The sequence below is a fragment of the Klebsiella sp. WP3-W18-ESBL-02 genome, from assembly GCF_014168815.1.
GTDB lineage: Bacteria > Pseudomonadota > Gammaproteobacteria > Enterobacterales > Enterobacteriaceae > Kluyvera > Kluyvera ascorbata_B.
Map to the genome: position 1 here is coordinate 2,831,102 of NZ_AP021972.1, position 12,822 is coordinate 2,843,923.

General features: G+C 51.8%; 11 protein-coding genes and 1 pseudogene. 4 read left to right on the top strand and 8 right to left on the bottom strand.

Annotated elements, in window-relative coordinates:
• Positions 1-540: 540 nt before the first annotated feature.
• Positions 541-1,368 (bottom strand): universal stress protein, encoded by an 828-nt coding sequence (locus H7R56_RS13575; RefSeq protein WP_106928921.1) that lies wholly within the window; start codon positions 1,366-1,368, stop codon positions 541-543.
• A gap of 17 nt (positions 1,369-1,385) precedes the next feature.
• The gene (locus H7R56_RS13580) at positions 1,386-2,864 is read right to left on the bottom strand and encodes a SulP family inorganic anion transporter (RefSeq protein ID WP_106928923.1); all 1,479 of its coding nucleotides are present in this window, start codon (positions 2,862-2,864) and stop codon (positions 1,386-1,388) included.
• Between the two features lie 737 nt (positions 2,865-3,601).
• Here H7R56_RS13580 and H7R56_RS13585 point away from each other — a divergent pair.
• Positions 3,602-4,123 (top strand): hypothetical protein, encoded by a 522-nt coding sequence (locus H7R56_RS13585; RefSeq protein WP_106928925.1) that lies wholly within the window; start codon positions 3,602-3,604, stop codon positions 4,121-4,123.
• Positions 4,124-4,510: 387 nt separating this feature from the next.
• Here H7R56_RS13585 and H7R56_RS13590 read toward each other — a convergent pair.
• Positions 4,511-5,001, bottom strand: a pseudogene (locus H7R56_RS13590) (ATP-binding protein); the annotation flags it as partial.
• A gap of 115 nt (positions 5,002-5,116) precedes the next feature.
• Between H7R56_RS13590 and H7R56_RS13595 the strand changes: the two are divergent.
• Positions 5,117-5,629 (top strand): hypothetical protein, encoded by a 513-nt coding sequence (locus H7R56_RS13595; protein ID WP_106928927.1) that lies wholly within the window; start codon positions 5,117-5,119, stop codon positions 5,627-5,629.
• Positions 5,630-6,045: 416 nt separating this feature from the next.
• Here H7R56_RS13595 and uraH read toward each other — a convergent pair whose 3' ends face one another.
• Complete coding sequence (gene uraH, locus H7R56_RS13600; RefSeq protein WP_106928928.1) at positions 6,046-6,456, bottom strand: hydroxyisourate hydrolase; 411 nt, start codon at positions 6,454-6,456, stop codon at positions 6,046-6,048.
• Positions 6,457-6,868: 412 nt separating this feature from the next.
• Here uraH and ydfZ point away from each other — a divergent pair, with 412 nt between their 5' ends.
• On the top strand, positions 6,869-7,072 hold the full coding sequence (gene ydfZ, locus H7R56_RS13605; RefSeq protein WP_106928930.1) for a putative selenium delivery protein YdfZ: 204 nt from the start codon (positions 6,869-6,871) through the stop codon (positions 7,070-7,072).
• An 80-nt stretch (positions 7,073-7,152) separates the two neighbouring features.
• On the opposite strand, the gene umuC is transcribed toward ydfZ, so the two are convergent.
• Positions 7,153-8,406 carry a translesion error-prone DNA polymerase V subunit UmuC gene (gene umuC, locus H7R56_RS13610; protein WP_106928933.1) on the bottom strand — a complete coding sequence of 418 codons (1,254 nt, stop codon included), beginning with the start codon at positions 8,404-8,406 and terminating at the stop codon, positions 7,153-7,155.
• A complete protein-coding gene (gene umuD / locus H7R56_RS13615; protein ID WP_106928934.1) occupies positions 8,390-8,824 on the bottom strand; it encodes a translesion error-prone DNA polymerase V autoproteolytic subunit in 435 nt (144 codons plus the stop codon). The genes umuC and umuD overlap by 17 nt, the downstream gene beginning before the upstream one ends.
• A gap of 312 nt (positions 8,825-9,136) precedes the next feature.
• Between umuD and ttcA the strand changes: the two genes are divergently transcribed.
• Entirely contained in the window at positions 9,137-10,072 is a 936-nt protein-coding gene (ttcA, locus tag H7R56_RS13620) for a tRNA 2-thiocytidine(32) synthetase TtcA (protein WP_106928936.1), read from the top strand.
• A gap of 46 nt (positions 10,073-10,118) precedes the next feature.
• Here ttcA and dbpA read toward each other — a convergent pair whose 3' ends face one another.
• Both dbpA and zntB read right to left on the bottom strand, forming a co-directional pair.
• Complete coding sequence (gene dbpA, locus H7R56_RS13625; RefSeq protein ID WP_106928938.1) at positions 10,119-11,492, bottom strand: ATP-dependent RNA helicase DbpA; 1,374 nt, start codon at positions 11,490-11,492, stop codon at positions 10,119-10,121.
• Positions 11,493-11,824: 332 nt separating this feature from the next.
• Positions 11,825-12,808: a zinc transporter ZntB gene (zntB, locus tag H7R56_RS13630; RefSeq protein WP_106929056.1), complete on the bottom strand. Its 984-nt coding sequence runs from the start codon at positions 12,806-12,808 to the stop codon at positions 11,825-11,827.
• Between the last annotated feature and the right edge of the window lie 14 nt (positions 12,809-12,822).

The following is a 12,822-nucleotide window of genomic DNA, read 5'->3' on the forward strand; positions in this document are numbered from 1 at the left end:
CGCCTGCGCCCCTTTGTGTATCGCTTTTTATAAGCATAGACCCTGCTACGGCAGGTGAATGGGATAGAGAAAATTTTGCAATACTTTGAAAAATAATAGATTTAATTGCATTGATAGGCTTAATGCGGCAGAGAATTAAAGATGCATAGCTAATGCCTATTTATTTAATCGGTTTTGGCGTGTTCTGTGAATCAAGGGGTTAGAGCACTATCAATGGGTTACGGAAACTACTGTATAGCTATATAGGGACATATACAGACTTTTTTATGCCCCCAAACATGCCCCCACAATACCTTTTGCCCCCATTCCCCCCCAGATTTGTGCTATTGCATTTCGCTGTAACCTCTTAATGATCGCAGGGAATTTTAAATCGTAGAATCTCTGGTAGTGTGCTGCAATGGTAACTCCCCCTACCGGCTCCTAATAAATCATCATGTCACGGTATAGCTAACGTCCGCCTCTGGCACAAAGCGGAAAAGATCACAGAGCTAAAGGGCTGCTGTGAGCTAGAAGCAGCCCCGAAATCAGGGCCCGCCTGTTTTATCTGAGCATTAGCAGGGGCTGACGGCTATCAGATAGCATCTCTGTTGTGTTGCTGCCGATAAAGAATTTGCGCAGCCGTGAATGTCCGTACGCTCCCATAACCATAAGATCAATCCCGTGTTCCTCGGCGTAGCGGCACAGCGCATGAGCCACAGTATCGGCTTTTAGCAAACTTGCCTGACTGGTTATGCCTGCTCTTTGCAGCAGAGACTGAGCGACCTCCAGCGACTCTGACCTTCCATTCACCATCACCAGATGGCATGTCAGATTCAAAAACAATGGACTTACGGATAATTGGCGCAAATTTTCCAGACTCGCTTCACTTCCGTCATAGGCGAACATGACACGTGAAGGAACAGAGAAGGTTTCGGGTACAATTAAGACAGGATTTTTTTGCAGACGAATAACATTCTCAAGATGGCTTCCGACCGGATTTGATGCCCCTCGACGCCCCAGCACCATAAGACGCGTCTCCCCTAATTCAGCCAAAATCCCATCTAGCGTGCCATGTTTTTGCAATTGTTGTGGTGCTTGTAGCCCCGTCTCTGCCAGCAGCTCAGAACAATTTTTCAGAATGGCTTTACCCTGCGCCATCAATAATCGGTTACGTTCGCCCTCAAGGTGAACCAGCTCTTCTGTAAAATGTTCCCAACTGTCTAAGCCGATGGTTCCAGTCAGGTCCGAAGCCACAGGCTGGCTACTTTTTTCCAGTACATGAAGCAGGGCCAGAGAGACCTTCAGCGTGGAGGCCGCCCAAGCCGAATATTTACAGACGGCCTGTGTTGATGACGAACCATCCACACAGGCAACAACGGTGTTGTTCATTTCATGACTTCCGGACATTAATGACCTCCCATTAATTTATCAACTTCTTCGGGTTTATCATGCATACCAAACCGATCAACAAGGGTGCGTGTGGCATCATTCATCCCGCGAATCTCAACCTCAGTACCCTCTCTGCGGAACTTAATAACCACTTTGTCCAGGGCTGTAACCGAAGTGATGTCCCAGAAATGGGCATGTGAAACGTCTATCACCACATTCTCAATCGCTTCACGGAAATCAAAGTGGCTGGTAAAGCGATCTGCTGATGCAAAGAATACCTGGCCGGTAACGGTATACGTCCGGCTCATCCCTTCCAGAACTGAGGTTACACGCATGAACCGGGATACTTTAGTGGCAAAGTTAAGCGAAGCAATCAGTACACCGGTCAGTACACCGAAGGCCAGATTATGTGTTGCCACCACAACCAGGACGGTGGCAAGCATGACCACGCTGGTTGAAAGGGGGTGTGAACGCAGGTTTGTAATAGAGCGCCAGGAGAATGTTCCGATGGAAACCATAATCATCACTGCGACCAGCGCCGCCATCGGTATTTGAGATACCCAGTCGCGCAGGAACACAATCAGGCAAAGCAGAACCACGCCCGCCGTGAGGGTTGAAAGCCGTCCACGTCCACCAGATTTTACGTTGATAACGGATTGCCCAATCATCGCGCAGCCTGCCATTCCTCCGATAAAGGATGTGCAGATATTCGCGATACCCTGAGCTTTGCACTCCCGGTTTTTGTCACTTGGCGTGTCGGTCATGTCATCCACAATCGTGGCGGTCATCATCGACTCAAGCAGGCCAACCACCGCAAGCCCGGCAGAATAAGGCAGGATGATGAGCAGCGTCTGGAGATTTAAAGGTACGTCAGGAAGCAGGAATACCGGCAGGCTGTCGGGAAGTTTCCCCATGTCCCCGACGGTCCGAACATCAAGCTGCAGCAACACGGAAATGCCGGTCAGTACCACGATGCAGACAAGAGGTGAAGGAATGGTTTTGTTGAGATAGGGGAAGAGATAGATAAGCCCCAGGCCCGCTGCAGTCATGGCATAGACATGCCAGGTTACGTTGGTCAGTTCTGGCAACTGGGCCATGAATATCAGTATTGCCAGCGCATTAACGAATCCCGTCACCACTGAGCGTGAAACAAAGCGCATCAGCCCGCCGAGCTTCAGATAGCCGGCTATCAGTTGGAATACCCCTGTAAGAATGGACGCGGCCAGTAAATATTCCAGGCCTTGATCTTTCACCAGAGTCACCATCAGCAGCGCCATTGCCCCCGTGGAGGACGAAATCATTGCCGAACGCCCGCCAAAGAAGGCCGTAACGAGAGGGATACAGAACGCTGAGTAGAGGCCTACCTGGGGATCCACACCGGCAATAATGGAAAATGCGATCGCTTCTGGAATGAGCGCGAGCGCGACAACAATACCGGCAAGAACGTCACCACGGACGTTACCCAGCCAGTCCCTACGTGTCGAGGACAGCAGCATAATAATTTCTCAGTTTTTAGATACAGTCAGCCCTGGAGGGCAACGATTTTACGTACGATAAAGCACATCCGCAGACGGGATGTAATTGAGTGCGTGCTGAGACTCGCTCAGTACGACGGAGGTAGGAAAAACTCAGGGTGGCGTAATACGCATAACGGTTATCAGATTCTCCATTGCTGGTGTATATGTATTGTCCGCGTGTTGCCTGGGGGCAACTGACAGGCATAAGGCCGGAACCTGAATTCGTTCAAAGCCGAACAATACTATAAGCAAACCACAGACAGGGTCAAACTGTGAGTGGACTTCTGTACGCGCTATTTGACATTTATTTATCCATTCTGTTTTGGAAGTGTCCGCTTTTGGCACAACGCGGACCAGCTAGCTGAACTGAAGTTCCGCAGTAAGCGAGTAACGGACATTAGGCTTACAGGATAACTGAACCGTTCTCCAGATAGTCTTTGAAAGTGAATGGTTCGGTTTGCCATGGATACTTATAGGGGCTGTTCCCTCACCTGAACAAGGAGAGATGTGTTCTGAGCATTCCTACCGACGTCAAGACTGCCAGTCTTTAAATACCTCAATACCCTGAAGCAAACAGCTTCATCATTTCTACAAGGTGTATTATCAACTTTGTGAACAAGGCGGCTATTCGACTCCCATAACTATATGTATCATAAGCCAAAATCACAAATTTTGTTAATGATGAAAACTATCTATCTAATTAAGGTTGATATGATATGAAAATAGAGAAAATAATCATAATTGCAGCAATATCTCTTGGGGTTACTGGATGCGCAAGGGTACTGCCCCTTGATTATGATAATTATAATGGCAGTGATGCTGCAACATTGTATGTACTGAATCGTCAGGGAAACATAGGAACTATCTATCTCGGCTCTTACGTCCTGAATAGTAAAGATGATTGTTTCGAAATGGCTGATCGTTATGAGCTTGATTCTAATGTTTTCAAATCAAAAGGAAACGTAGTCGTCAGTAAAGTAAAACCGGGTGCTTTGTATTCTGTCTCACAATTAAAGAATCTCGGCTCATTTATTAGTAGCACTCATTCATCACTTATTCCAGAAGCAGGAAAGTACTATTACATATCATCCGGAAGCCACGCGGTTCAGGTCCCTGCGGACTTTGTTCCTGACGCGTCAGTCAGCTCAGAAGAGGTGGTAAAACAATACAGCAATAATCCAGTTAAATATTGGAATGTTAAAAAAATATGTTCTCGCCCGTTCTGGAAGGTTTTTTAATTTCGGCTTCGTAGCAAGAAATACGACATTCTGTCTGCCAGTAATTCAGGCCCACGCTCAGTGAGCCTATGTATCCATCATTGACTGTAACAAAATAGATGATCGCTACAGTGCGCAACTTACTGACTGCGCTAAGGGTGAACTGCCACAAGGGGAGATGGAGGTCAATGTTGACGATTAATTCAGCCATTACAAAGACGCACTAGCCCTTCCGTGCCGGAGCCCAACCGCACGCTCCACAATGCCTGCGCAGGAGGAACGTACGTTTGGCTTTCTTGTTCATTAAGCCACCTGTTTTATGTTGTGGTGAGAATATCACCTTTAATCAGGTGGCCAAATTTACTGCGCCACTAGAGCGATTTCTTCAAAGAACTTCTCCCGGCTATGGCTGATCATGGTCTTCTCGCCGCTGCGGCCGCGCTGAATGCTGACCTCGTCCAGCACAAGCAGGTCAACCGTGCATAGATTCTCCTGGTGAGAGGCTTCCGACTGGCCGCCGTCGTAGCACTCTCGAACCCGAAGCATCAGATCCGGAATGGTGACGACCAGGGCCGAATAACCAGCAGACAGTAGATGGTTACCAATCGCCGCGGCAAGATGGTTTTTCCCGGTACCCCGGCCGCAGCTAAACACGAAGCGAGCAAAGCCATTCCCGAAGTTCTGCGCGTAGCTTTTCGCTATGGTGTAGGCCTTGCGCTGTTGCTCGCTGGACCCTTCGTCGTTGGCGAACGTACAGCTGCGATGCAGGCGTTTAATGCCGGAACCACTGCAGATTTTATCTGTCCGCGCTTCTGGTTCAGTTTGTCCAGCGCCTCACACCGTTTGAGTCCGTCTTCCCGTTGCCGCGCCAGCAGCTCTGCTGGGTTGGTGAATTTCGGCTAGATAGCACATCCCCCCCTATTATCGGAGGGATGAAATCAATCACCGCTTTAAAAATACATATTCATATCCTGTATACTTTGCGGCGAATGAATCCACTGAATGAGAATTACGATGAAGACTTATGGTGTTTTAGCCACAGGATTGGGTTGTTTAATAATAGGTGGCCTCGCCGGTTACCATTTTGCTGGCAACTCCCACGATAGCGCAGGGGAGATCCCACCATCAGTTCCGCACCAGCAGGAAGTAAAGCCACAACCGAAAATTGAGGTTTACACATACAGCATCGATAGCGTATCCGAGCAGCGGCTTAAAAACGAACTGAAGCTGAAAGACCAACTTAAACGAGGCTGGATCAGATTCTCAATGACTATCGACCGTATTCAATGTGAAACAGACGTTGATTGTTACGCAGTGAGTAAAGAAGGCGGCATGGGATTTTCTTTCCGCCCGCACAATACGAAATCTGAAGACATTCAGTGGCTGAAAGATCTGGATGTTGGCAATGCTGTAGACCTGGTTTGCAGCCGCTACATCGACAAAGGGCTGTATTACGACATGCGCGATTGCGTGCCATTCGACCGCCTGAAACCCGAGTTAATCAATACGCATAATATAGGTGAATAATTAATCACCAGAACGCCCCTTCTTTTCAGGTGTATGAAAAAAGCCGCAATCTGCGGCTTTCGTTGTTATTTTTTCTCGTCAGTGTAACGACGAGCATTATCAAAAAGATTAGTGCACATATTACCCCCATTAAAAATATGACAATAACATGCCCCATAATGGGGTGATATCTGACCAGTTTTCTCCCATGGAAGCAGCGTAGATTAGACATAAACGCTGGCGATTTGGGTTCCATGCAAAACCACCGCGGTGCGAAAAACACCAGCATACGGCGGTTTCATTTCATCGTGGGCAATGGAGGGTGGATAATAAATCCCCTTCGTCCGACTGGATTTTTCCCCCGCACCATCCGAATAATGCATAAAAAAAGCCAGCGTTCAGGCTGGCCTGGCGGTCGTTCTGGCAGAGAACGAAACTCAGCTTCCTTTATAGGTCGAATATCCATACTGACTCAGCAGAAGTGGAATATGCAGCTTTTCATTGGTCTTTGTCACCGTGAATAATACCGGGACTTCAGGGAAGAACGACGCGTACTTTTCACGCTTAAAATAATCCCCGGTTTTAAACGTGACCCGATAAACGCCTGGCTGCATGTCCCGATCGTCAGGATACAGCGATTTAATCCGGCCATCGCTGTCCGTTTTTCCTTTCGCCAGCATATCCCAGCCCGTCGCCTGCTGTTTTTCCAGCGTCACATCAACGTCTTTTGACGGTATCCCGGTTTGCTGGTTGAGAATGTGGACGCTGAGCGTTCCTATTGGTGCGCTGTACGCCACCGGCGCTAACAGAGAGGTCAGTAACAACGCCAGACTTATTTTTGCATTCATTGTTTGCTTCCTGTAATCAAAATCACAGGTCAATCTTAGTCATCTTATTGATAAATAAAATTCAACTTTTTGTTATCAATTGATGGGAAAATGTCCTCTGTTCACGGAGTGGTGTTCTGAAGAAGCACGCGCATATTTTACATGGTGAGCCGCATCTGATGCTGGCGAATAAGACAAGCGGTAAAGCGGCTTCCGGCGTTTTTGTCGATGCCGATGGCCAGTGTTTCAGCCTGAACAACATTCAGCTTGTCCATCGGGATAGGTATTAAGCGGGCAAGGACACAGTTGTTTTGTCCATAAATCCCGACAAAAAAAGCCGCATTTTGACAGAGCGCAAAACATGACACCGTCTACCGCGCTATTAATTCATACCGCCAATCTAACCCGTCTTACAATGTGAAAGGAGGAGACGATGAAAACTTACGATCGTAACCGTAACGCTATCACCACTGGTAGCCGTGTGATGATCGCCAACAATGGCGCAACCGGTGTGATTACCACTATCCACGGAGAAGGCAAAACGGCGGAACAGCTACGCCGCGCAAGCTGCGTAGAGATTGATGGTCAGGACGGTACGTTTTGCCCGATTGATCTGATCCGCCTGGGGCTCAACTAATCAGCCCCCCTGTTCTCACCGCGTTAAACGGTGAAAGCACGCCCATTAAGGCCGCTCAGCGTGGCCTTAATGGCAGCCCGCTATCTGGCAACCGGCAGATCCGTATAGCGCGTTGTGTAGCCAGGAGACAGCATCGCTCGCTTCATTGCCCATGCCTGTTCAATTCCTTTACCAGCAAAACCAATGTGCCCCCGTCCCGAGTGATTAATACTATCGATAACTTGCATCAACGCGTGCCCGTTAGCCTGCGGCGGATGAGGGTCAAACAAGTTAAGCTGCGCTACGCCCTGGCTGAAAAAATCGCTTAGCATCACCCCCGCCTTCATATAACGAAAACCCTCGCGCCAGACGGTGTCCAGCGAACGGGTCGCTGCACGAATAATATCTCGGGTGTCACAGGTCGGAACGGCCAGCCTGCCGCTAGACTGCGGCGCGTAAAATACCTCATTTACCGCATGCGGGCTGGTGCGCATAAACAGACTAATCACACAACAGTACTGCCTTTCCGCACGCAGTTTCTCCGCTGCGCGTTCAGCATAAGCACAAACAACCTGATGCATTTCATCGTAGTCCGTGATGCGGTGGCTAAACGAACGGCTATAGATAATTTGCTGCTTAATAGGCGCAAACTCCTCAAGCGCCAGGCAAGACTCGCCGCGCAGCTCCCGCACCGTACGCTCCATCACCACGTTAAAATGCTGGCGAATCACCCATGTTGACGTGTCAGCAAGCTGCAATGCTGTCTCAATGCCCATCAGTTCGAGTTTTTTACGCGTGCGACGCCCGACTCCCCAGACTTCATGTGCCGGGAGCAGCGCCAGCAGCTTGCGCTGGCGCTCTGTCGCTGAAAGATCCACCACGCCATGGGTTTTACGCCAGGTTTTAGCGGCCAGGTTCGCCAGTTTGGCGAGGGTTTTGGTTGGCCCGATCCCCACGCCGACCGTCAGCCCGGTATGCTTCTGCACCGTTTCGCGTATCTGGTGGCCAAATGATTCCAGCGAACGGCAGCCCGACAGATCGATAAACGCTTCATCAATAGAATAAATCTCGACATTCGGCACGAACGCCAGCAGCGTCTGCATGACCCGATGGCTAAGATCGGCATACAGCGCGTAGTTTGAGCTAAAAACGGTTACTCCCTGACGGCGCAGCTCATCCTTAATTTTAAAATACGGCGCAGCCATCTTGATGCCGAGCGCTTTTGCCTCTGCCGAGCGCGAAATAATGCACCCATCGTTATTGGACACCACGACCACTGGTTTACCCTGGAGATCGGGGCGAAAGACCGTCTCACAGGAAGCATAGAAATTGTTAACATCAACCAGCGCGAACATATTTATGGGCTTTTAAACTAAAGGTCACGACGCCGAAGATTTGCAGCTCCTCTTCCGCGTGAAAAACAATCGGCGCATAGCGAGCATTATGCGCAACCAGCTGAACCGATGGCCGGATTCGCAGCTCTTTAACCGTAAACTCCCCCGCCACCGCCGCCACCACGATGTCGCCATGGCAGGCTTTTAGTGAGCGATCCACGACCAGCAGGTCGCCATCACCGATCCCCGCGCCAATCATCGAATCCCCGCTCACCCGGATAAAATAGGTCGCACTGGGATGCTTGACCACCAGCGCAGTCAGATCCAGACTTTCTTCCACATAATCCTGCGCCGGGCTAGGAAAACCGCAGGGAACCCGCTCTAAGAACAGCGGCAGTTTGACAGGGGGTTCGGGTTTAGAGAGATAAGGCACCTTCATATTCAACCACTCAATAACACTGTTTATATATACAGTATTATAGGACACATAAAAAGATCAAGTCATCCCGTGCCCCACGGCGTGAACCTATTGAAGACGAACAACATTTACCGCGTGGCAACGACCATCGGCGGGTCAGTCGGCGCTGTCGTGCAAAACATGCTGGCATTCGTCGCCGTAATCCGTACCATACACGCCACACATTCGCTGATTCGCCGTCAGCGCGGGACAGCGCTTTTATCGTAAATCAAATGGACTGGAAGACGCTGTAGTGGGCCTGAGTTTCCATTTAGATTTCTGAGTAACTATTAAATGCAACAAAATCAAGAAATTAGCAAAAAAGAACAATACAATCTGAACAAATTACAGAAGCGTCTGCGTCGTAACGTGGGCGAAGCCATCGCCGACTTCAACATGATTGAAGATGGCGACCGTATTATGGTCTGCCTGTCCGGCGGCAAAGACAGCTACACGATGCTGGAAATTCTGCGCAACCTGCAGCAGAGCGCGCCGATCAGCTTCAGCCTGGTGGCGGTCAACCTCGACCAGAAGCAGCCGGGCTTCCCGGAGCATATTCTGCCGGAATACCTTGAGAAGCTGGGCGTCGAGTACAAAATTGTCGAAGAGAACACCTACGGCATCGTGAAAGAGAAGATCCCGGAAGGCAAAACCACCTGCTCGCTGTGCTCTCGCCTGCGCCGCGGTATTCTCTATCGGACAGCCACCGAACTGGGTGCGACGAAAATTGCCCTCGGCCATCACCGCGATGACATTCTGCAAACCCTATTCCTGAACATGTTCTACGGCGGGAAAATGAAAGGGATGCCGCCGAAGCTGATGAGCGATGACGGCAAACATATCGTTATCCGCCCGCTGGCCTACTGTCGTGAAAAAGACATCGAGCGCTTCTCCGAAGCGAAAGCGTTCCCGATCATTCCATGTAACCTGTGTGGTTCGCAGCCGAACCTGCAGCGTCAGGTGATTGGCGATATGCTGCGTGACTGGGATAAACGCTATCCTGGCCGTATTGAGACCATGTTCAGCGCGATGCAGAACGTGGTACCGTCGCACCTGTGCGATACCAGCCTGTTTGACTTCAAAGGACTGACCCGCGGTTCTGAAGTGGTTGACGGCGGTGACCTGGCGTTTGATCGGGAAGAGCTGCCGCTACAGCCGATGGGCTGGCAGCCGGAAGAAGAAGACGGCCAGCTGGACGAGCTGCGTCTGAACGTGGTCGAAGTGAAGTAAGCGATTTAGCGTCTCAGGCTGCGGCCTGAGACGCTGATTCAAGCGGTTATTTCAGCAGACGCGCACGGCACGCTTTGCCTTTGATTTTCCCTTTCTGCAACAGTTTCCAGGCCTGATGGGCCACGCCTTCGCGCACCGCCACGTAGACATGCGCCGGGTGCACGTCAATTTTCCCGATATCCGCAGCCACCAGCCCCACGTCACCGGTTAATGCGCCCAGCACGTCGCCCGCGCGCATCTTGGCCTTTTTACCGCCGTCGATGCACAGCGTCATCATTTCCGGCGCCAGCGGCGTCACGCGCGTTTTGGCCGGTTCCGGCATCCAGTTCAGCTTTAATTGCAGCATTTCGGCCAGGATATTGGCGCGCTGCGCCTCTTCCGGCGCGCAGAAACTTACCGCCAGCCCGCTGTTACCCGCGCGGGCGGTACGGCCAATACGGTGAACATGCACTTCCGGATCCCACGCCAGCTCGTAGTTCACCACCATCGCCAGCGATTTGATGTCCAGCCCGCGAGCCGCGACGTCAGTTGCCACCAGAATACGCGCGCTGCCGTTGGCAAAGCGCACCAGCGTCTGATCGCGGTCGCGCTGTTCAAGGTCGCCGTGTAAGGCGATCGTGCTCTGCCCTGCGGCATTCAGCTCCTCAAACACGGCCTGGCAATCTTTTTTGGTATTACAAAACACGACGCAGGATGCTGGCTGATGCTGGCTCAGCAGCTGCTGTAAGAGTGCAATTTTACCGTGGCGCGGCACATCAAAGAACTGTTGCTCTACCGCCGGTAATGCATCAACGCTGTCGATTTCGATTGTCTCCGGCGAGCGCTGCACGCGGCCGCTGATGGCGGCAATGGCCTCCGGCCAGGTGGCGGAGAACAGCAGCGTCTGGCGAGACGCGGGCGCAAAGCGGATCACCTCATCCATCGCATCGCTAAAGCCCATATCCAGCATGCGGTCCGCTTCATCCATCACCAGCGTATGCAGGGCATCCAGCGAAACGGTGCCCTTTTGCAGGTGATCCAGCAGGCGGCCCGGCGTCGCCACAATAATATGCGGCGCGTGCTGTAAGGAATCCCGCTGTGCGCCGAACGGCTGACCGCCGCACAGCGTCAGCACCTTAATATTCGGCAGATAGCGGGCCAGTCGACGAATTTCACCAGCGACCTGATCGGCCAGCTCACGCGTGGGGCACAGCACCAGCGATTGGGTCTGGAACAGGCTGGCATCAACGTGCTGGAGCAGGCCGAGACCAAACGCCGCCGTTTTACCGCTGCCGGTTTTTGCCTGCACGCGCACGTCCTTCCCGGCCAGAATTGCCGGCAGCGACGCGGCCTGAACCGGCGTCATAGAGAGATAGCCCAGATCGTTCAGATTATCGAGCTGGGCGGCAGGAAGGGCATTCAGGGTGGCAAAAGCGGTCACAATATTTTCTCGCGAATTAGGGGGCTAACGGTCAGCAGGCGCGTATCGTCGCAGATCTCGCCGCGGGATGCGACAAATTAATCGGCGGGTGCGGTCAGGCCGCGGAAAAAGGACAAAAAAAAGCCGACTATTCTAAGCCGGCGTCGTACGAATCAATTGTGCTATGCAGTAATTCAAAAAAAGGAAGTAAGACAATATGGAGCGCAACGCCCATCGCTTGACGTTGCATTCACCTGCGAGATCGATATTGCCTCGATTGGCATACCGTTTTATTGACTTCGCTCAAATTAAGTGGCGTTACCCTATCCTAAGGGGGTAAAAAAGGCGATTTTTTACAACCAGTTACTACGATGTAACCACCACGTAACACCGCCTATCAGCAGCACCAGCATAATGCAGAAGAGCGAAAAACCCAGATGCGATCCGCCGCCGGGGATGCCGCCAAGGTTGACGCCAAACAGCCCGGTCAGGAAGGTGCTCGGCAGAAAAACCATCGCCATCAATGACATGGTATAGGTTCGTCGGGAGAGCGATTCCTGCATCATCTGGGCAATTTCATCGGTCATGACTGCCGTACGCGCAATACAGCCGTCAATCTCATCCAGCCCGCGTCCCAGACGATCGGCGATATCCTGCATCCGTCGGCGCTGGTCATCGGTCATCCACGACAGACGTTCGCTGGCGAGCCTGGCGTAAACATCACGCTGTGGAGCCATATACCGGCGCATGACGATAAGCTGCTTACGCAGCAGCGCCAGAAAACCGCGCGGCGGTACCTGCTGCTCCAGCAGGTTATCCTCAAGGTCGATAATTTTATCGTGCAGTTGTTCAATGAACTCGCTGGCGTGATCGGTCAACGCATCGCAAATATCCACCAGCCAGCTGCCACAGTCCGTCGGGCCGCTGCCCTCTTGCAAATCGCTGACCACGTCATCAAGCGCCAGCACTTTCCGCTGGCGGGTAGAGACAATCATACGTTCGTCAATATACAGACGCATCGCCACCAGCTGATCGGGTCGTTCATCGGTGCTGCCGTTAATGCAGCGCAGCGTAATCAGCGTCCCCTCACCCAAGCGGCTCACCCGCGGCCTCAGGCTCTCGCCAGCAAGCGCATCGCGCACCACGTTTGGCAGCAGCGGCGTGGTCGCCAGCCATTGGGCGCTGTCTGGATGGGTATAGTTCAGGTGCAGCCAGCACGGATTGTCCTGGCTGACACAGTCCGCATCGGTTAACGGCTTCACGCCGCCCTGGCCATCCAGCAGCCACGCAAATACCGCATCGGGTACGTTAAGGTCAGATCCTTTTATGGCTTCCACTTCGCCTCCGCTCA